Here is an 18,877-nt window from a genome sequence, read left to right on the forward strand (position 1 = left end):
ATCGGCTATAGTCAGCGCGATCTCGGGGGCAGGAGAGATCTTTCTAGAGGGGAAGCCTATGAAGTTGCAGCGTTTTGCGCTGGCCATCGCCGGTGCCGGTCTGCTGGCCGCCGCTGTCGCATCCGTCCCGGCCGCCGCCACCGGCCAGGCCGATCCGAAGCACCCGTTCGCCAAGAACGTGACGCCGAACACGATCAAGGCTGCCGGCGACCCGTGCATCAGCGACGTCATGTCGCCGACCGCCGCGGGCATGTCGCAGGAGACCCTGGCGATGCCTGGACGGCACGTCCAGGCCTTCCAGGACACGGCGTTCAAGTTCGTCGGCAGCCGCGCGAACACGACCTGGTACGGCGCGGTGAACGCCTCGGGCAGCCAGATCTACTACTACGGTCTGTTGCTGCAGGGTGGCAATCTGTACCGGCACACGACATACGTGCGGGACCAGGGTGACACCTTCACCTGGTCGCCCACCTTCAAGAAGGTCGGGTCGGGCTGGACCAGCTTCAAGGCGCTCGCCACGTCGAACTTCAGCGTCGCCGCGCCCCGCCACGCCTACCTGTACGGCCTGAACAACAACGGCAGCCTGTACCGCTACCAGATCGTCGGCGCCGGCTTCCGGTCGCTCGGCCCGATCCCCGGGTTCAAGGGCTTCAAGACGATGACGGTGATCAGCGAGACGGCGACGTACGACACGCTGCTGATGACGACGAACGCCGGTGCGCTCTGGACCGCGCACATCCCGGTCGCCGCCGGGGCGAAGCCGGTGATGAAGCTGATTCGTTCGTCCGGCTGGTCGGCGTACGAGTCGCTCGTCGTCCAGGGCTGCGGTACCCGCGGTGGTTCGCTGCTCGTCGCGGTCGACAACGACACGCAGTCCGGCTACCAGTTCGCGCTGAGCAAGGCGAACGGCGCCGCGACCGCGATCACGCCGTACGGCAAGATCCCGGCCGTCTTCAACGTCGCCGACCACGTCTCGGTCACCACGCACTACGACCAGCTGGCGGGCGAGTAGTCGTCGAAGCCGGTCATCGTCAGGCTCAGCCGGTGCTGTGCGATCTCGTGCGCGTACAGCACCAGCGTCCTGTCGCCCTCGGCGAGCTCATCCAAGAGCTCGCCGAGGGCGGCTCGCCGACGAGCAGCCCACCTCGCCCCGGCAACCGCCTCGGTCTGCTCCCGCAGTCGCCCGACCCGGCGGACGGCGTACTCGGTCAGCTCCGCGTCCTTCAGTAGCTGACCGGCGGCCAGCGTGACGAACGTGCCCTTGGCCGCGATGTTCGTGTAGCTCATCGCGACGTTGCGCCGGATGATCGACCGGGCCGCGTGCCCGAGCGCCGTCCGCACCGCCGTCCGCACCGCCGTTCGGGCCGCCGTTCGGGCCGCGTCGGACAGCCGCGCCTCGTGCCGGAACAGCACGAACGCCAGCTCCCGCCCGATCAAGTCCGCCCAGTTTCAGTCCGGCCGGATCAGCTGGGCGTCGAACCGGTCGTTGGAGTCGTGCACGATCTTGTACCTCCTGCTGGGACGGGACGATCAGCCGCCGGCGACCTCGGACGCCTTCTGCCAGCTGGACTTCAGCGGCCAGGCCTTGAGGTCGGCCGAGGTCGTGCCGTTCTCGGCGAACAGGGTGACGCCGCGGCTTGCCGGATCCGGGAAGATCTGGTCTGTGAGCGTCACCTGGCCCTGGTCGGCGAAGACCTCCACCGACGCGCGGTCGACCAGGATGCGAAGCGTCAGTTCGCCGTTGACGAGGTTCAGCGGAGCACTCTTCACGTCGGCGAACGACGTACTGAAGTCGACCGCCCCGGAGTGCCTGCGATCGACGTACAGCTTCTTGCTCCGGGTGTCGTAGCCGATCTGCGTGTACTGCGTACCGCCGGTACGGACGTTCAACCCGAACCGGCCGGCGGTACCGGCCCGCAGGTGTGCCTCGATCTCGAGCGTGTCGCCGCTGACGTTCACGGCCCTCGTACTGCTCGTAGCCGTGACGTTCCTGACCTGGACGGCCGTCCCGCGAAGGCTCGTGAGGCCGGCTACCGGCTGCTGGACCAGCTGGACCGAGCCGTCGATCGTCCGCAGGGAGAGGTCACGCGGAAAGGTGGTAGCACCCTGCCACGGGGTCGTCGGGATCTGGCCCGCGTACGCCCAGTTGCTCATCCACGCGATCCCGACGCGCTTCCCACCGGTCCCGTTCCACGTGTTCGCGGCATAGAAGTCGCTGCCGAAGTCCATCCAGTGCGCACGCTCGTTCGTACTCGACGCAGGCGAATCGCTCAACCGGAAGTCGTCGGCAAGGACGTGCCCCCACCCGCCACTGCTGTGGTCGACGACCTCGAGATGCGCCTGCTTGCCGATCAGATCCTGTAGATCCCACGACGTCCAGTCGAGCGCCTCACTGTTCGCACCGGTAGCCGACCGTACGACCTTCCCGTCGACGACCAGGTTGACGCCGGTCTGCACATCCCACGGCTTCGCCGGACTGTCCGCGAACAGGATGTCGCCCACCATCAAATGACCCCAGCCGGACGCCTCGGTGTTGTCATCGACGACCTGCAACTGCGCCCGCTTGCCCTGGTACTGGCTGACATCCCAGTTGTTCCAGGTCAGATCCGGCGCATTCGGCCCGCTGGCCGTGGCGACTACCTTGCCGTCGACGAGCAGGTTGACCGCGGTCGGGTTCGGCTGCCCCCACGGGTGGTCGCCGCCCGCCACCTGCAGGTCGATGTACGGGTGGCTGATCGTGAAGACCGGCGACGTGATGGTCCCGGTCCCGGCGTCGCCGTCGGGCGTGAACGTGTCGAGCACCTGTGGCCCAAGCTGATTCGGCAGGCTCGACGGCGACGGACCCGATCCGGCGAACGACCCGGTGGCGGTCCACCCGTCGCCGTACGTCGATCCGGAGAAGTCCGCGAACACCTCGCCCGACGGGAGCGTGCCGAACGGCGTGGCGCCCTCGACGTACGGATGCTGCCCGCCGCCGATCGCGAAGTTCAGGTGCGGCTTGGTGATCGTGAACGCCGGCGAGCTCAACGTCCCGGTGGACCGGTCGCCACCGTTGTAGCTGTTCACGAGACGCGTCCCGACGAAGCCGGACACCTCCTGCTGATCGGGCAGCGTTCCGCTCGCGGGCGCACTCCCGAACGCGTCACCGCTCGTCGTCCAGTCCCCGTAGCTCCCGGACTCGAAGTTCTCCAGCGGTACGCCGGCCGGCGGGGTGTACGTCGCAGGCCCGTCCGGCGTATACGTCGTACCGTCGAACTTCCCCACGAAGTACTGCACCCCCGTGCTGCCGACGCTGACCGACAGCACCCACTTGGTGGTCTTCCCGTCGACCCGCAGCGGAAAGAGATCCGGCATCTCCCACACTCCGCTGATCGAGCCGAACGGCCCGAAGTCGCTGAGATGCTTCCACTGCTTGAGATCCGGCGAGCTGTAGACCGACACCTTGTGCTGGTCCGACAGCGTGATCACCATCCGCCAGCTGTCCTTGTACCAGAACACCTTCGGATCGCGGAAGTCCTTCGAGCCGAGGTCGAGCACCGGGTTGCCGTCGTACCGCGTCCAGCTCCGCCCGTGATCGGTGCTGTAGGCAAGGGATTGCGCCTGGACGCCCGAGCCTTGCTGCACGCTGGTGTACATCGCGACCATCGGCGGGTTCTTCGACGTCCCGAACCCCGTGGTGTTGTGCGTGTCGACGACCGCGCTGCCGGAGAAGAACGCATTGCTTCCGGTGTCGCGCTGCGGGCCGGTGACGGGCACGTTCTGCCAGTGCACGAGATCCTTGCTCGTGGCACCTTCCCAGGTGCCGTAGCTGTAGAGGTGATACTGGCCGTTCTCGTAGACCAGGCCGTTCGGATCGCCCATCCAGCTGTGCGGAAGGCTGAAGTGGAACTGTGGTCGGTAGGGCTCTGCATAGGCACCGGTGGCCAGGCTCGTGGCCAGGACGAGGGACAGCGCCGTACGGAACATGGAGACTCCTGTCAGCGGTCGAGGGTCCAGAAGTGGGCGTTGTGCGGTGCTTCGACGCGCCAGATGGGCGGGGTGGTCGGGTAGACGCGGGTGCTGAGGACACGGCCGGCGCTGGTGAAGACCTCCAGCACCGAGCCGTCGAGGAAGATCCGGGCCGCGGGACGGCCGGATCCCGGATCGAACGCGTCGGACACCTGCATCCGGTCGCGATGGGCGTACGGCGAGAGGCTGGCCTCGGTACGGTCGATCGTCAGCGTGTCCGCGTCCAGCTCGATCACCACCCGCTCGTGGTCGCTGAAGCGGATGATCACCTGCCCGGATCCTTCCGGTACGGCGATCTCGCACTGCGGGCCCGTCGTGCAACCGTCGGCCGGTACGCCGGGGCCGGTGCGGAGCGTGTCGACCGTCGGCACGGGCGCGCTCCGGAGCGACGAGTCGGCGCCGAGCCAGACGACCCGAGGCAGCGAGATGACCCCCGCCCAGTCGTCCCAGCCGTCGCGGTCGCGTCCTTCGGTCAGCCACCCGAAGAGCAGCGGCCCGAACCGGCTGTCGCGCATCGCCGACGCCGCGTAGAAGTTCGTCCCGTGATCGACCCGCTGCGGCGTCACCGGTACGTCGACGTCGAACGACAGGACCTCCGCGGGGCCGCTCTCGGGCGACCACGACGCGACGACCGCGATCCGCCGATTGTCGATTGTCAACAATTGCGGGCATTCCCACGCCGCGCCGGTGTCCTCGCCGCCCGCGACACCACGAGGCAGTTCGGCGAGCGGACCGACGTACGTCCAGTCCCGCAGGTCGCTCGATCGGTAGAGCGTGATGCTCGCGCCGCGGTCGGCGTACCCGGCTCCGACTGCGAGCCACCAGCTGCCGTTCTCCTGCCAGACGAAGGGATCGCGGAACATGATCGCGTCGTCGGCCGGATCCGGCACCACCTGCCGGGCCGGCCCGAACGACCTGCCGCCGTCGTCCGACACCGCGGTCAGCACGGACTGGTACGGGCTTTCGTCGATCCGGCCGGAGTAGTACGCGCGGATCCGGCCGCCGTCGAGGACCGTGTTACCCGACCAGCAGCCGTCGGTGTCCGGCCCGCCCGGCAGCGGGGCCATCGCCGGGCGGTGCAACGTCCAGCGCACGTAGTCGGTCGACGTCGCGTGCCCCCACTCGACCGGTACGTGCATGTCGAGCGTGGGCCGCGACTGGAAGTACAGGTGTACGTCGTCGTCCACCTCGATCGGGCCGTTGGGGTCGTTGAGGTATCCACGCGGCGGCCGGACGTGGAACGCGGGGCGGAGGTGTGCGGCCGTACGAGGGTCGGCCTGGACCTGGGTCAACGGGATGCTCCTGCCGTGATGCCTGCGATGAAGTACCTCTGGGCGAAGACGAACAGCACTACGCTCGGCAGGATCGCCAGAACGACTCCGGCCAGTACCACCGAGATCGAACCGGTGCCGAGGTTGCCCTGCAGGCCGACGAGGCCGAGCGGCAGGGTGAAGCTGTCCTGCGACTGCAGGAAGATCAGCGGCCGGTAGAACTCCGCCCAGAAGCCGGAGAAGTTCAGGATCGCGAGTGTGGCGATCGCCGGGCCGGCCATCTTGGCGTAGATCATCAGGAACGTCTGGAAGTGCCCGGCGCCGTCGATCCTTGCCGCCTCGCCCAGTTCGCGAGGCATCTGCATGAAGTACTGCCGCATCAGGAACGTCCCGAACGCGCTGCCGAGCGCGGAGACCACCAGCGACAGCGGGCTGTCCGAGAGTCCGAGGTACCGGATGATCACGAACACCGGGATGATGATCGTCTGCAGCGGCACCATCATCGTGGCCAGGAAGATCCCGAAGATCACCGAGCGTCCCGGGAAGCTGATCATCGCGAAGGCGTACCCGGACAGCGTGCAGGTGACGGTCTGCCCGGCCACGATCAGCCCGGTGACGAGCACACTGTTCACGAAGAACCGGCCGATCGGGATCCGGTCGAAGACCGCGCTGTAGTTGGAGAAGTCCGGGTGCAGCGGCAACCACTGCGGCGGGTTTCCGAACGCCTCGGCGGGTGTGCGGAGCGAGGTGGTGACCGTCCACAGCAACGGGCCGAGGGCAACCATCGCCGCGACGACCAGCACCATGATGCCGGCGATCCGGCCGATCCGTGCCAGGGTCGTGGTGGAGTGGCTCATTGGTAGAACACCAGCTTTCGTGCCGCGAGGAACTGCAGCCCGGTGATCACCAGGATCGCCGCCAGCAGCACGATCGCGATCGCCGATCCGTACCCGAACTGCAGGTTCTGGAAACCCTTCTGGTACATCTGGATCGTCACCGTCGTGGTCGCCGAACCCGGGCCGCCCTTGGTCATGATGTAAGGCTGGTCGAACAGCTGCATCGCGTTGATCAGGGCAACCACCGCGGCGAACAGGATCGTTGGGCTGATCAACGGGACCTTGATCCGGAACAGTGTCCGCAACGGTCCGGCGCCGTCGATCTGCGCGGCCTCGAGGACATCGGTGGGCACCGACATCAACGAGGCGACGAACAGGACGAACGTGAACCCGACCTGCTGCCACACCGCGATCAGCACGATCGTGCTCGCCGCCCCGAAACCGCTGGTCAGCCACGCCACGTTCGGGATCCCGAGCACGCCGAGGTAGTAGTTCACGACGCCGAACTTGTAGTCGAACAGGTAGCCCATGAAGATCGACACGGCCGCGGTCGACGCCAGCAGCGGCAGGTAGAACGCCGTACGGAACAGTGTCCGTACCCACACCAGCTTGCGCTGGTTCACCAGGACCGCGAGGGCGAGGCCGATGGTCAGCTGCAGTACGACGATCGCGAGCGCCATCCCGAGCGTGACGCCGAACGACTTCAGCACCGGCCCGTCGTTGAACAGCTGCTGGTAGTTCTTCAGCCCGACGTACTGCGGGCTCGAGATCACGTCCCAGGAGAAGAACGACAGGCCGAGCGAGGCGACGATCGGGATCGCGGTGAAGACCGCGACGAACAGCACCGACAGCGCGATCATCGCGAAACCGAACCGCGCTTCCCCGTGCGCGGCCGGATGGCTCCGCCGTTTCACGACCGTCTTCGGTACATCCGCGATGACGGCGGACATCAGCTCGCCCCCGCTGCCTTCTCGAGGTCGGACTGCAGCCCGTCGAGCGCGGCCTTTGCGTTACCGGACGAGATCGCCTGCGTGGTCCGCTGGTTCAGCGCGGTCGCGAGCGCGTTGTAGTACGGCGGGGCGGGGATCGGCGCGGTGTCCGGGTGCTTGGTCAGCGTGTCGTAGAAGACCGACCAGTGCTTCGGCCCGGTCTTGGCGTACCGCGCGGCCGTCACCAGGGACTTCCGGCCGGGGGTCGTCACGTTGCCGGGGAAGACCAGGTCGAACGTGTCCGGCTTCACCAGCAGTTTCAGGACCTCCCAGGCCAGGTCCTTCTTCTTCGACGACTTGAAGATCGCGTACCCGCCGGCGCCGAACAGGTGCCGCTGACTCTTCCACTTCGGGAACATCGTGACGTCGAAGCTGCCGTTCTTCATCCCGGCGTTGGCCAGGCCGCCGGCCCAGAACCCGCCGCCGATCGACATCCCGATCCGGTTCGACGCGAACAGGCCCTGCAGCGTGCCGCCGCCGCCGACATCGGGGGACGGCGAGAGGCCCTTCTTGGTCAGCTCGATCATGTAGTTCAGCGCCTCGACGGTGGCGTCGGAGTTCGCGGTCGGGGCGCCCCACTTCCAGCCGCCCTTGCGTCCAGCGGCGGCCGCGTCACCGGCGTACGCCTTGTTCCACAGCCAGTCGCCGCCGTCGTACTTGCCCTCCTCGAGCAGGTTGGCGTTGTTCGCGTACATGAACGACGTCCAGCTGCCCCACAGCCGGACCACCCAGCCGAACGCGTTGATGCCCTTGAACTTGGCGATTTTCGTCGCCGCGGTCTCGAAGTCCTGGAGTGTCCAGCTCTCGTTCGGCGGTACGACGCCGGCACGCTGGAAGAGCTCGGTGCTGTAGAACATGTTCCCGGCGTTGAAGCTGTCCGGGAGTTCCCACAGGTGGCCCTGGTACATCATCGACTCCACCAGCGCCGGGTGGATGTCGGCGAAGTACTCCTTGAGCGCCGGCAGGTCCTTGGTGACGTAGTCGTCGAGCGGGAGCGCGAGCTCCTTGGACGCCATCAGCTGCAGGCCCTCGGTCGCGACGCTGATGATGTCCGGCGGGGTGCCGGCCGCGATCTGGGTCAGCACCTTCGCCAGGAAGTCGTTCCAGTCGGTGCCGTTGATCGCGGAGATCTCGAACTTGATGCTCGAGTCGAGCTTGGCGATCTGCGGCTGCAACCGGTTCTGCAGCTGGGTGGCCGCCGCCTGCTCGCCGAAGTACAGCATCTTCAGCGACTTCGACGAGCTGCCGCCGCCGTTGCTGCAGGCGGCGAGATCGGCCAGCGCGGCGAGGCTGAGACCGCCGGCTCCGGCCTTCAGCAGGGTCCGGCGGGCCAGCGTCCCACCGGGCGGATGAATACCTGTCATGGGTTCCTCCTAGTCCGCCCAATACGTATTGACCCGGGACGGTAGCAGCGGCTTAGAGTGGGGTCAATACGTATTGGCCCGATCTGTGATAGTTGTTGTCGGCGGTGCCAACGCCGCCGCACCGTGGAGGGGGATCGATGGCGAGGAAGCCTGCCGGCGGGCCGAAACGCGTCACGATGACCGATGTCGCCCGCCGTGCCGGGGTGTCCCAGCCGACCGTCTCGTTCGTGCTGAACGACCGCCGCGACGTCGCGGTCGCCGAGGAGACCCGGCGCCGGGTGCTGCAGGCCGCGGCCGAGCTCGACTTCGTGCCGAACCGCGCGGCCCAGCTGCTCCGGTCGAACCGGTCCTTCACCATCGGCGTCGTGACCAGTGGGATCGTCTCCCAGCCGTACGCCGGTCTGATCGTGCTCGGCCTGCAACAGATCGTCCAGCCGGCTGGATACGTATGTATGGTCGTGGACACCACCGGCGACCCGGGCCAGGGCGACGACGCGGTGGCCAGCCTGGTCGCGCAGGGCGTCGCCGCGATCGTGTACGCGTCGCTCTCGCCGAAGCCGCTGCACCGCAGCCCGCGGCTCGACGGGATCCGGACGATCTTCGTGAACTGCTGGCCGGAGGAGGGGCACTCCGACACGGTGCTGCTGGCCGACGAGTACGCCGGCGGGCGGGCCGCGGCGGCGTCGGTGTTCGAACGCGGGCACCGTGACGTCGCGTTCCTCGGCGGTATGCGCAACGACTACGCGTGCAAGGAGCGCCGGCGCGGTTTCGACGACGCGGCCCGGGCGGCCGGTCTGCGCCCCGCGGATCTTGTGCACCGGTACGGCAACTACCAGATCGGCAACGGGTACGACCTCGCGACCGAGGTGATTCACGAGCACCGGTCGACCGCGCTGGTCTGCGGCAACGACCGGATGGCGATCGGCGCACTGCTCGCCCTGCATGCGCTCGGCCTGACCTGCCCGGACGACGTCAGCATCGTCGGCTTCGACGACCAGCCCGACGTCGCCGACCAGGTCCGCCCCGGCCTGACCACCGCCGCCCTCCCGCACCTCATGCTCGGCCGCCGCGCGGGGGAGCTGGTGCTGGCTGCCCCGGAGGACGCTCCCGCCCGCGAGATCGTCCCCTGCAACCTGATCGAACGCGACTCGGTCGGCGCTCCACCCACCCCGCGCCGCCCGACCCCTCCCACTCCACCCGCTCCGGGTGACGGGCATCGGCGGAGGAACTCGAAGTGATGCATTGGCGGCCGGCGTCGGGGTTTGTCGGGGACGTCATTCCGTTCTGCCACGACGGGCGGATCTGGTTGTTCTACCTGCTGGACGAGCGGCCGGACGACCCGACCGCCGGACCGAGCGGAATGCCGTGGGCGCTGGTGTCGACCACGGACTTCGTGCACTACACGGACCACGGCGTCGTACTGCCTGCCGGCGATCGGGACGCGGTGGACTTCGACTGCTACACCGGCAGCGTGGTCGCGGACGGCTCCCGGCTGCACCTGTTCTACACCGGGCACAACCCGCGGCGCGGCTCGGCGGACGGTGCGTTCCAGGTGGTGTGTCACGCGGTGAGCGACGGCGACCCGACGCGATGGACCAAGCTGCCCGCGGATACCTTTGGTGCACCCAACGGTTTCGTCCCGCAGGACTGGCGGGACCCCTTTGTCTACCGGACCGCTCCGGACGAGCCGTGGCAGCTGGTGCTCGCGGCACGGTACGCCGATGCGCCCGATCGCCGGTGCGGTGTGGTGGCGCGGCTGTCCTCTCCTGATCTGTCGCAGTGGGAACTCGCGCCGCCGTTGTGGGAGCCGCACCGGTACATCACCCAGGAATGCCCGGACGTCTTCCAGTGGGGCGACTGGTGGTACCTCGTGTACTCCGAGTTCAGCGACGCCTTCCAGACGCGGTACCGGATCGCCCGCGGACCGAACGGTCCTTGGCTCGCCCAGCCCCGCGATACCGTCGACGGCCGGGCGTTCTACGCCGCGAAGACGGTGGAGTTCCAGGGCCGCCGGTTCTTCGTCGGCTGGATCCCCACGAAACAAGGCGATGCGTGGCAGTGGGCCGGCGACCTCGCCGTACTCGAAGCACACCAGCAGCGCGACGGTGCGCTCGCTTTCGGACTCCCGTCGGAGGTGGTCGCGGCGTACGGCGATCCGGAAGACGTGAAGCTGTCACCACTCGACGGCGCATCCGCGGAACCCGGCCAAGGAGCCACCGACCGGTACGCCGCCTGGATCGGCGACGTCGTACCGCCGCACTGCCTGATCACGCTGACAGTCGACGTAGCCCCCGACACCCACTCCTTCGGCCTGCTGCTGCACGCGACCGAGGACGGCGAGCAGGCCACCATCCTCCGCCTGGAACCCCAACGCAACCGCCTCGTCCTGGACTACTGGCCCCGCGGCCGCACCGGCCCGGCCCAATGGCAAATCCACGGCGACATCCCCCACGCCGTAGACCTCGAATGCCCCTGCCCCCTCCCACCCGGCCGCCATACCCTCCAGGTCCTCCTGGACGGCCCAACAGCCCAGGCAGCAGTCGATCACCGAGTCACCCTCACCTTCCGCTCCGCCCCCACGGTACGTTCCGCCCACGTCGGTCTGTTCGTAACCGACGGCGCCGTAGACCTCGTCGAGCTCCAGGTCGCCCGGCTCGGTGGATAGATCGCGGCGCCATCGTGTGGAGGTCCGCCGTACGACTCTCCTCTTCCGTCACCGCGTCCAGCAGCCTGTACCGGTTCGGCACCGAAGACTTCGCGCACCCGGTCTCGCGCATTTCGGCTCGAAGGGCTACCTGTTCTGCGCCAGCGTGGGCTACGGCACCCGCTGGACGACATCGATCGCCCGGTCCGCGATCCACGGCCACAACCCTCGCCCGGGTCGACCACGCCAGCCCCATGCTCTGGGCGGCCGAAGTCTTCCAAAGCTCCGACACCCACGGCGCCCTCTACATCACGTACTTCACCGGCGAGTCGGCCTCCCCTCACGTGCACTGCACCGTCGGCATCCAGATCCGCGCCGTCCAGCGGACACCCGGACCGAGACCCGCGTCGTCGGCAGCAGCATCGCGAAGATCATCAGCTCCACCAAGCTCGAAGGCCCGTCCGGGATCGCCCATGGTGACAAGGTCTGGCTCTTCACCTCCCGCGGCGACTACATCAACTGCTCGTACAACACCGACGTCAGGGTCCGCGAGTACGTTCTGGGCGGACCCTTCACCCGCGTGAAGACCCTGATGACAACCGCCTCCACAAAACACTGCGGCCCCCGGCCCCACCGTGATCAACGTCGGCGACACAACCCGCATCGCCTTCCACGCCTGCGTCGACGCCAACCGCACCCACTCGCTGCCCTCGGTGATCCCGGGATCCAGAACGTGTACCGGCGCAGTTCGTACGGCGTCAAGGACTTCAACACCCGCCAGGCCTTCACCGCCACCCTCAACTGGGACTCTCACGGCCGCCCTTACCTGGCCTGGCATTGGGATCGGGACTCGCGACTCGGTGGGTGCCGGTTGGGTCGACGTGGAAGGTGAAGCCGTGGGGTGTGGTCCATTCGAGGGTCTTGTAGTCGATGCGGCGTACGTTCCAGCCGCGGGCGTGGGTTTTGACCCGGTGGCCGAAGCGGCCGAGTGGGGCGAGGTTGGTGGTGCTGGTTTGTGCGGGTGGGCCGAGGGGGTGGTAGGGGTGGATGTGGTCGAGGTCGATGGTGTTGGTGGTTTCGCGGTTGCCGTAGGGGAAGAGTTCGACGGGGTGGGTGAGTTTGATGTGTTCGCGGATGCGGGTGGGGATTTCGTAGGCGTTGACGCTGATGGCGTTGTTGAGGTCGATGACGGGTGTGACGGTGTAGGGGCCGTGGCCGACGAGTTCGGTGAGTTGGGTGGCGAGGAGTGGTCCGATGGTTTCGGCGCGCAGTACGCCGGTGCCGGTGGCGAGGGTGTGGTCGGTGAGGTGTACGACGACCTCGGTCTTGCCTGGCCGCACCGGTGCCTTGCGGGCACGGGTCGGGACCGTCGAGCTGCCCGGTCCATCTGATCCGCCCGCTCCACCCGCTCCACCCGCTCCACCCGCTCCACCCGGTCCGCTCAGTCCACCCGGTTCACCTAGTCCACCCGGTCCGCCCGGTCGACCTGCGCTGTCCGGTCCACCTGGTCCGCACCAGTCGCCTGGGTCGCCTGGGTTGGTTCGGCTGTGCGGGTGGGCGGGGCCGCTCGGGCCGGTGTGGGTGGGATTGGTGTGGGTGGGGTTGGTGTAGGCGTCGTGTTTGATCTGGGCGAGGCGGGCGTTGAGCGCCTTGAGTGCGGCAGGGTCCATCGGCGAACCGTGGTCGGGTTCGCTGTGTGGATGCGGGTGTTGTGCTGGTGGGTGGTTGTCGAACGGGTCGGCCAGTGGTTCGGGGTCATCGGGCCCGGTGGCTTCCAGCCAGGGATCGTCCGGTGGCCCCGTGGGTACCTGCCGGTCGGCCGGGTCGGGAATCGCGGTGCGGCCACACAGGCCGGAACTGGCTGTGCGGCCGGGCAAGCTCAAGTCGTCGATGCCTCCGGAGCTACCTGAGTCGTCCGCCAAGCCGGGGTTGGCGCGACGACTGGTGCTCGGACCAGTGCTCGAACCGGCGCTCGGGGTCGTGCTCGAGGTGGTACTCGAGGTCGTGCACGAGTCGGTGGGCGGGGCGGTGCTCGGGGTGGTGCTGGAGGTGATGCTTGAGTCGGTGTGCGGAGCGGTGCTTGGGGTGGGGTTGGTTGGGGATGGGTTTGGGGTGTGGGGTTGGTGGGTTGGGTCGGCTGTGGCTGTGGCTGTGGTTTGGGCTTGGGTGAGGAGTTCTTGGGTGAAGTAGGGGTCGGGGAGGATGTCGATGGCGTGGGCTCGGCGGTGCTGGAGGGGGCGGGTGTCGCCGAGGGTTTTGAGAGCTTCGGCGATGCTGGTGATGGCGGCGTCGTGGCGGTTGACCGCGGCGGCTGGTGCTTTGATGTAGATGGTCTTGTTGCCGTGGTTGTCGCCGCGGCCGACGAACACGCCGCGTTCGTCCGCGGCGGCAGCGGCCTCGTCGGTGGCGTGTTGCGGGTCGGCGTGCAGCTTGGCGGCCTGGGCGATCTTGTCCAGGCGGTACGGGGAGATGGTGTCGATCAGGGGGGCGGTGCGGCGGTCGACGTACTCGGCGGCCGGGTGGTCGAGGCGGGTGCAGGCGCGCACGATCTGGCGGGCCTTCCAGGCGGTGGCCTCGCCGGTCCGGACACGGGCCCAGGTTTGGGGGAAGCGGTGGCGGAGTGCGAGGGCGTCGGCGATCAGGTCCCGGCCGACGCCGGGAGACACTCCGAGCACGATCGCGAACTCGGCGACCGCGAACTCCGCGATCTCCGGGCAGCCGGCACCGCCCAGAACCACCGCCCGCTCGCGGCCGTCACAGGAACGGCGCGACGGCCGGGAACCACACACCGAGGGGTGGTAGCGGTCGGCGTAGGCCTGGGCGCAGGCGAGCAGATCGGCATCGGACCGGTTCGCGGCCGCGCGGCAGCCAGCGGCCCGCTCCAGCAGGTCGCGGGTCGGCAACGCATCCAGATCACACTCGAACATGTGTTTGATTCTACGGGATCGAGTTCGAGTTCGCCAAGTCGTCGGGAGGCTTGAATTCCGTTGTCCACAAGGGGAAACGTCACATTCCGGGAGGGTCCGAACCGGGTATGCGCCGGCATGGTCGAGAGGGGTTCGCTGAGTCGTGGGTGTTGGCTGGCGGAAACCACCACGATCCACGACTCGAGGAGCGGGGTCGATCCGGGTGGGATGGGGCGGTGGTTGTCGAGGGGGCGGCGCGGCTGTGGTGACCCGCGCCGCCCGATGACGCGCGCCGTGGCGGTGACCGTGCCCGGGTATCGGGGTGGCCTGCGTGGTGGTGCCGTGGGCGGGTGTGGGGGTGCGTGGCGTGGCGTGGCGGTGACGTGGGTCGTTCGCGGTGACGTATGCGGTGTGGCGGTGAGGTGGGTGGTGCGGTGGTGAAATGCGTGGGGTCGCGGTGAGGTGCGGGGTGGGATTGGGTGGGCCTGAGGGGCTCCGGGGTACCGTCTGATGTGGTCTGGGAAAAACCAGTTCAGCTCTTTTCCTGAAGAGGTTCTGCTCTTAGGATGCCGGGCAAGCTAAACCGGTATATCTGGGGAGTGTGAGGCGATGTCGGATCCGGTGAAGGTCTCCCGTAGGACTCTGGTCACCGTTGGTGGGGCCGGGCTGGCGGTGGCGCTGGCCGGGGGTGGCGGCACGGCCGCGGCGGCCTCGGGTGGCGTAGCGGCGGAGGGCGCACCTGGCGGCGTAGTGGAGAACGGTGCGCCTGGCGGCGTTGCGGCGGGGGGCGCGGGTGGTCGTGTGGCGGGGGCTGTGCCGAAGCCGGGGTCGGGTGGGATTCCGCCGGGGCCGTCGACGTACGGGTGGAATCCGGCGGACCTGCTCGACTTCGATCCGGCTAGGCATCCGTGGGGGCGGCACCTGCGTTGTCTGGTCCCGCTGGCGCCGCGGATCGCGCCGTTCGCGCCGACCCAGGCGCACCCGGACCTGGACCCCGGCGTGCGGCTGTCGACGCTCAGCCTGGACGACGCCGGCACCATCTACGAAGGCCGCAACCAGCCGATCGGGCTGGAAGGGCATACCTACACACAGCGGTTCTGGCCGTACATCGACGTCTGGGGGACCTGGCACGGGCAGGTGCTGCCGTCGGTGCCGAGCGACGTGGTCGCGAACCCGGGCGCCCCCGGCCGCAACTACGGCGTCATCGACATCCCGAACCCGGGCTGGACCGAGGCCGCGCACAAGAACGGCGTGAAGACCATCGGCGGCTGGTTCTGGCCGCGGTCCGGTGTCGACTTCGGCGAGTTCCTGGTGCAGGCCGCGGACGGTTCGTTCCCGGTCGGCGACAAGCTGATCGAGATCCGCCGGTACTTCGGGTTCGACGGCCTGTTCATCAACCAGGAAGCCACGATCACCACCACCCAGGCCGGCAAGCTGCGCGACCTGTTCCGCTACATCAAGGCACAGGACCCCGCCTTCTACCTGCAGTACTACGACGCCGACCTGCCGAACGGCGACCTCGACTACCAGAACACGCTGAACGCGCGCAACGTCCCGTGGCTCGGCAGCCCAGGCGACCAGACCGTCGACTCGATCTTCATCAACTACGGCTGGCCGTACGCCGACTCGGACCTGAGCGGCAGCGCGAAGACCGCGACTGCTGCCGGGTTCGACCCGCGCGCGGTCGCGTTCGCCGGCGTCGAGCATCAGCAGGGCGGCTTCAACCCGGAGGAATGCTTCACCGACTACGCGTACCCGGGCCACCCCGGCCCGGTCTCTGTCGGGCTGTTCGTCGAGGACCAGTACTGGGCGACCGCCGCGAACTCCGGCGCCACCACGACGCCGGAAGGACGCGCGAAGTACCGCGACCTCGAACAGCGCTTCTGGTCCGGCCCGACCGGCAACCCGGCGACCTCCGGGCGGCTCGAGCCGCGCAAGCCGCCGTACCGCACGGACGTTCTGAACTACAAGAAGTGGGACGGTATCGCGCACGGCATCGTCGAGCGGTCGACGTACGGCGCGCTGCCGATCGTGACGTCGTTCAACATCGGCGTCGGCAGCACGTTCTACCTCGACGGCAAGCAGGTCCGCGACAGCGGCTGGGACAACCAGGGCTGCGCGGACCGGTCGCTGACCTGGCAGTTCTGGACCGACGGCGTCACGGTGACCCTCGACGAGAGCACGGCGTACGAAGGCGCGCACAGCCTCGCGCTGTCCGGCACGGGCGTCATGCACCTGTTCAAGACCGACATCACCCAAGCCGCCGCCACCGAGGTCCGTGTTGTCGCGCAAGGCCTGTCCACGCTGGAGGTCGGTGTGACCCGCCGTACGAACCCAGGCAGCGTCAAGTGGATCCGGCTGACCGCGGCGAGGCGATCGGCCGGCTGGACCGAGTACCGCGGCCGCGTCCCCCGGGACAACGACCGGATCGCCCGAATCTCCTTGCGTACCAGCGGATCCGGCCACCTGGGCAAGATCCTCCTCGCCGACGCCCGAACCGCCGACACGGCCCCGACCCGCCCCAGAATCTTCACGGTCGCCGACGCAGGTCCCGGCGCCGGCGCGACCCGCCACCTGACCTTCGCCTGGCACCTCCAGCCGGACGCCACGGCGTACGACGTCCTCCAGAACCACCGCTGGCTGGGCCGCGTCCACCGTGACGTGTTCTTCGCCGAATCCGTGGACCTCACCAACGGCCGGACCTTCGACCTCGTCCCGATCGCCCCGAACGGCAACCGCGGCCCGTCCATCCGCACCACCTTGTAGCTCCGCACGGGGGCGCCACGCCGAGTGGCGCCCCGTCGAGTTCTTGCAAAGATCGATCGACATATTGCGCAACTGTGTCCGGGGTATTACGGTCTGTCGCTAACCGCCCCGTCGAGAGTGAGCTGCGCATGTTCCGGTCGATGAATCCCCGGAGGGCACGCGCTGTCGTGCTCGCCGCCTGCGGCGCGCTGGTCGCCGCGAGCCTTTCCGTCCTCGCCCCCACATCCGCCTGGGCCGCCGCATCCGGCGGCGTCGGCGCGACCTTGCCGTACGTCGAAGTACAGGCCGAGAACTCGTCCACCACCGGGACCGTGATCGGGCCGAGCGCCGACTACAACACGCTCGCCGCCGAGGCGTCGTACCGCAAAGCCGTGACGTTGCAGGGCAGCGGGAAGTACGTCGAGTTCACGACGCCGGTCGCGACGAACTCGATCGTGTTCCGCTACAGCATCCCGGACACCGGGTCCGGCTCGGTCTACACGCCGCAGCTGTCGTTCTACGTCAACGGGTCGAAGCAGTCGAACTTCACGCTGACCAACGCGTACAGCTGGTACTACGGCGGCTATCCGTTCACGAACTCCCCGGGCAGCAACCCGCACCACTTCTACGACGAGGCGCATCGGCTGTTCCCGACGACGTACCCGGCCGGTACGAAGTTCCGGCTGCAGGTCGACGCCGAGGACACGGCCGCCTCGTACACGATCGACTTCGCCGACTTCGAGAACGTCGCCGGTGCGCTGACCCAGCCGGCCGGATCGGTCGCGGTGACCAGCCAGGGCGCGGACCCGACGGGTGCCGCGGACTCCACGAACGCGTTCAACGCGGCGATGGCCGCGGCCGGCGCGGGCGGCACCGTGTGGATCCCGGAGGGGACGTTCAAGATCCCAGGGCACCTGATCCTGAACAACATCACGATCAAGGGCGCCGGTATGTGGCACTCGACGATCGTTGGTGCGGCCCCCGGTTTCTACGGCAACTACGCGCCGAACGCGAGCAGAGGCGTACATCTGTCGGACTTCGCGATCTTCGGGGACGTACAGGAACGCAACGACGGCGCGCAGGTGAACGGCATCGGTGGTGCGCTGAACAACTCGACCGTGGACCGGGTGTGGATCGAGCACGAGAAGGTCGGCGCCTGGATGGACGGCCCGCTCGACAACCTGGTTTTCAACGGCATGCGGATCCGCAACGTGACGGCGGACGGTGTGAACTTCCACGACGGCGTCACGAACTCCAAGGTGACGAACAGCGACCTGCGCAACCTGGGTGACGACGGCCTCGCGACGTGGTCGGACCAGAACGCGGACGCGAACGACTCCTTCGACCACAACACCGTGCAGTACCCGATCCTGGCCAACGGCATCGCGATCTACGGCGGCCACGACAACTTCGTCACCGACAACCGGGTCATCGACGCCGGGCTCACGCAGGGCGGCGGCATCCACGTCGCGCAACGGTTCAACTCGACGGCGCTCGGGCGGACCGACGTACTGCGGAACACCATCATCCGGTCCGGCAGCCTGGACCCGAACTGGCAGTTCGGCGTCGGCGCGCTGTGGTTCGACGCCCGCGACGGCGCGATGTCCGGATTGACGAATGTTGACAATCTTCTGATCCAGCAGAGCCCGTACGAGGCGATCCAGTTCGTGTCGGGCTCGAACATCAGCAACGTCAGGATCAACAACGCGACGATCCAGAACACCGGGACCTGGGTGGTCCAGGAACAGGTCGGCGGCTCGGCGACGATCACCAACAGCACCGCGACGGGCACCCAGGCGCCAGGCCCGATCTACAGCTGCGGCGTCGGCTTCACGCTCACCGACGGCGGCGGCAACTCGGGTATCTTCGGCGCCGGACAATGCCAGAACATCACCGCGCCCGCGTTCCCGCCGTACCTGCCGGACAACGGTTCGTCGATCGCGATCAGCCCGACGGCGCTGAGCTTCGGATCGGTCGCGACCGGTACGTCGAGCTCGGCGCAGACCGTCACCGTCACGAACAGCGGTACGGCGGCGGCCCCCGGTCAGCTCGGTCGGGATCACCGGTGACTTCACGCAGACCAGCAACTGCGGCACCAGCATCGCGGCCGGCGC

13 protein-coding genes are annotated in these 18,877 nt (G+C 68.1%); 5 read left to right on the forward strand and 8 right to left on the reverse strand.

Annotated features, from left to right (window positions below):
• Positions 1-58 precede the first annotated feature (58 nt).
• Positions 59-1,012 (forward strand): hypothetical protein, encoded by a 954-nt coding sequence (locus tag JOF29_RS32055; protein WP_209698121.1) that lies wholly within the window; start codon positions 59-61, stop codon positions 1,010-1,012.
• Here the strand turns inward: JOF29_RS32055 and JOF29_RS32060 are convergent.
• From JOF29_RS32060 to JOF29_RS32085, 6 genes are all read right to left on the reverse strand, one after another.
• Positions 988-1,437 carry a hypothetical protein gene (locus JOF29_RS32060; protein WP_209698122.1) on the reverse strand — a complete coding sequence of 150 codons (450 nt, stop codon included), beginning with the start codon at positions 1,435-1,437 and terminating at the stop codon, positions 988-990. The two genes, JOF29_RS32055 and JOF29_RS32060, sit on opposite strands and share 25 nt — an antisense overlap.
• A gap of 93 nt (positions 1,438-1,530) precedes the next feature.
• Positions 1,531-3,966, reverse strand: coding sequence for a glycoside hydrolase family 32 protein (locus tag JOF29_RS32065; RefSeq protein ID WP_209698123.1), 2,436 nt, complete (start codon positions 3,964-3,966; stop codon positions 1,531-1,533).
• 11 nt (positions 3,967-3,977) lie between these two features.
• On the reverse strand, positions 3,978-5,300 hold the full coding sequence (locus tag JOF29_RS32070) for a glycoside hydrolase family 32 protein (RefSeq protein WP_209698124.1): 1,323 nt from the start codon (positions 5,298-5,300) through the stop codon (positions 3,978-3,980).
• Positions 5,297-6,136, reverse strand: a complete 840-nt coding sequence (locus tag JOF29_RS32075; RefSeq protein WP_209698125.1) for a carbohydrate ABC transporter permease — start codon at positions 6,134-6,136, stop codon at positions 5,297-5,299. Before JOF29_RS32075 ends, JOF29_RS32070 begins: the two co-directional genes overlap by 4 nt.
• A complete protein-coding gene (locus tag JOF29_RS32080) occupies positions 6,133-7,065 on the reverse strand; it encodes a carbohydrate ABC transporter permease (RefSeq protein ID WP_245359659.1) in 933 nt (310 codons plus the stop codon). The genes JOF29_RS32075 and JOF29_RS32080 overlap by 4 nt, the downstream gene beginning before the upstream one ends.
• Positions 7,065-8,468 carry an ABC transporter substrate-binding protein gene (locus JOF29_RS32085; protein WP_209698126.1) on the reverse strand — a complete coding sequence of 468 codons (1,404 nt, stop codon included), beginning with the start codon at positions 8,466-8,468 and terminating at the stop codon, positions 7,065-7,067. Before JOF29_RS32085 ends, JOF29_RS32080 begins: the two co-directional genes overlap by 1 nt.
• Positions 8,469-8,605: 137 nt before the next feature.
• Between JOF29_RS32085 and JOF29_RS32090 the strand changes: the two genes are divergently transcribed.
• Both JOF29_RS32090 and JOF29_RS32095 read left to right on the forward strand, forming a co-directional pair.
• Complete coding sequence (locus tag JOF29_RS32090) at positions 8,606-9,706, forward strand: LacI family DNA-binding transcriptional regulator (protein ID WP_209698127.1); 1,101 nt, start codon at positions 8,606-8,608, stop codon at positions 9,704-9,706.
• Positions 9,706-11,133, forward strand: coding sequence for a glycoside hydrolase family 32 protein (locus JOF29_RS32095; protein ID WP_209700113.1), 1,428 nt, complete (start codon positions 9,706-9,708; stop codon positions 11,131-11,133). The genes JOF29_RS32090 and JOF29_RS32095 overlap by 1 nt, the downstream gene beginning before the upstream one ends.
• A gap of 319 nt (positions 11,134-11,452) precedes the next feature.
• Here JOF29_RS32095 and JOF29_RS44870 read toward each other — a convergent pair whose 3' ends face one another.
• Together JOF29_RS44870 and JOF29_RS32100 are read right to left on the reverse strand one after the other, a co-directional pair.
• Entirely contained in the window at positions 11,453-11,587 is a 135-nt protein-coding gene (locus tag JOF29_RS44870; RefSeq protein ID WP_281067448.1) for a hypothetical protein, read from the reverse strand.
• Between the two features lie 322 nt (positions 11,588-11,909).
• Positions 11,910-14,039 carry a DUF222 domain-containing protein gene (locus JOF29_RS32100; protein ID WP_209698128.1) on the reverse strand — a complete coding sequence of 710 codons (2,130 nt, stop codon included), beginning with the start codon at positions 14,037-14,039 and terminating at the stop codon, positions 11,910-11,912.
• 588 nt (positions 14,040-14,627) lie between these two features.
• On the opposite strand from JOF29_RS32100, the gene JOF29_RS32105 reads away from it, so the two are divergent.
• Both JOF29_RS32105 and JOF29_RS32110 read left to right on the forward strand, forming a co-directional pair.
• The gene (locus JOF29_RS32105; RefSeq protein ID WP_209698129.1) at positions 14,628-16,784 is read left to right on the forward strand and encodes an endo-beta-N-acetylglucosaminidase; all 2,157 of its coding nucleotides are present in this window, start codon (positions 14,628-14,630) and stop codon (positions 16,782-16,784) included.
• Between the two features lie 140 nt (positions 16,785-16,924).
• Positions 16,925-18,832: a glycosyl hydrolase family 28-related protein gene (locus JOF29_RS32110; protein WP_209698130.1), complete on the forward strand. Its 1,908-nt coding sequence runs from the start codon at positions 16,925-16,927 to the stop codon at positions 18,830-18,832.
• Positions 18,833-18,877 lie beyond the last annotated feature (45 nt).

The organism is Kribbella aluminosa (assembly GCF_017876295.1).
GTDB lineage: Bacteria > Actinomycetota > Actinomycetes > Propionibacteriales > Kribbellaceae > Kribbella > Kribbella aluminosa.

Bases quoted from the DNA above. Each gene is read 5' to 3' on its own strand.
- JOF29_RS32055 (WP_209698121.1), top strand. From the start codon at position 59: ATGAAGTTGCAGCGTTTTGCGCTGGCCATCGCCGGTGCCGGTCTGCTG.
- JOF29_RS32065 (WP_209698123.1), bottom strand. From the start codon at position 3,966: ATGTTCCGTACGGCGCTGTCCCTCGTCCTGGCCACGAGCCTGGCCACC.
- JOF29_RS32075 (WP_209698125.1), bottom strand. From the start codon at position 6,136: ATGAGCCACTCCACCACGACCCTGGCACGGATCGGCCGGATCGCCGGC.
- JOF29_RS32080 (WP_245359659.1), bottom strand. From the start codon at position 7,065: ATGTCCGCCGTCATCGCGGATGTACCGAAGACGGTCGTGAAACGGCGG.
- JOF29_RS32085 (WP_209698126.1), bottom strand. From the start codon at position 8,468: ATGACAGGTATTCATCCGCCCGGTGGGACGCTGGCCCGCCGGACCCTG.
- JOF29_RS32090 (WP_209698127.1), top strand. From the start codon at position 8,606: ATGGCGAGGAAGCCTGCCGGCGGGCCGAAACGCGTCACGATGACCGAT.
- JOF29_RS32095 (WP_209700113.1), top strand. From the start codon at position 9,706: ATGCATTGGCGGCCGGCGTCGGGGTTTGTCGGGGACGTCATTCCGTTC.
- JOF29_RS44870 (WP_281067448.1), bottom strand. From the start codon at position 11,587: ATGGGCGATCCCGGACGGGCCTTCGAGCTTGGTGGAGCTGATGATCTT.
- JOF29_RS32100 (WP_209698128.1), bottom strand. From the start codon at position 14,039: ATGTTCGAGTGTGATCTGGATGCGTTGCCGACCCGCGACCTGCTGGAG.
- JOF29_RS32105 (WP_209698129.1), top strand. From the start codon at position 14,628: ATGTCGGATCCGGTGAAGGTCTCCCGTAGGACTCTGGTCACCGTTGGT.
- JOF29_RS32110 (WP_209698130.1), top strand. From the start codon at position 16,925: ATGAATCCCCGGAGGGCACGCGCTGTCGTGCTCGCCGCCTGCGGCGCG.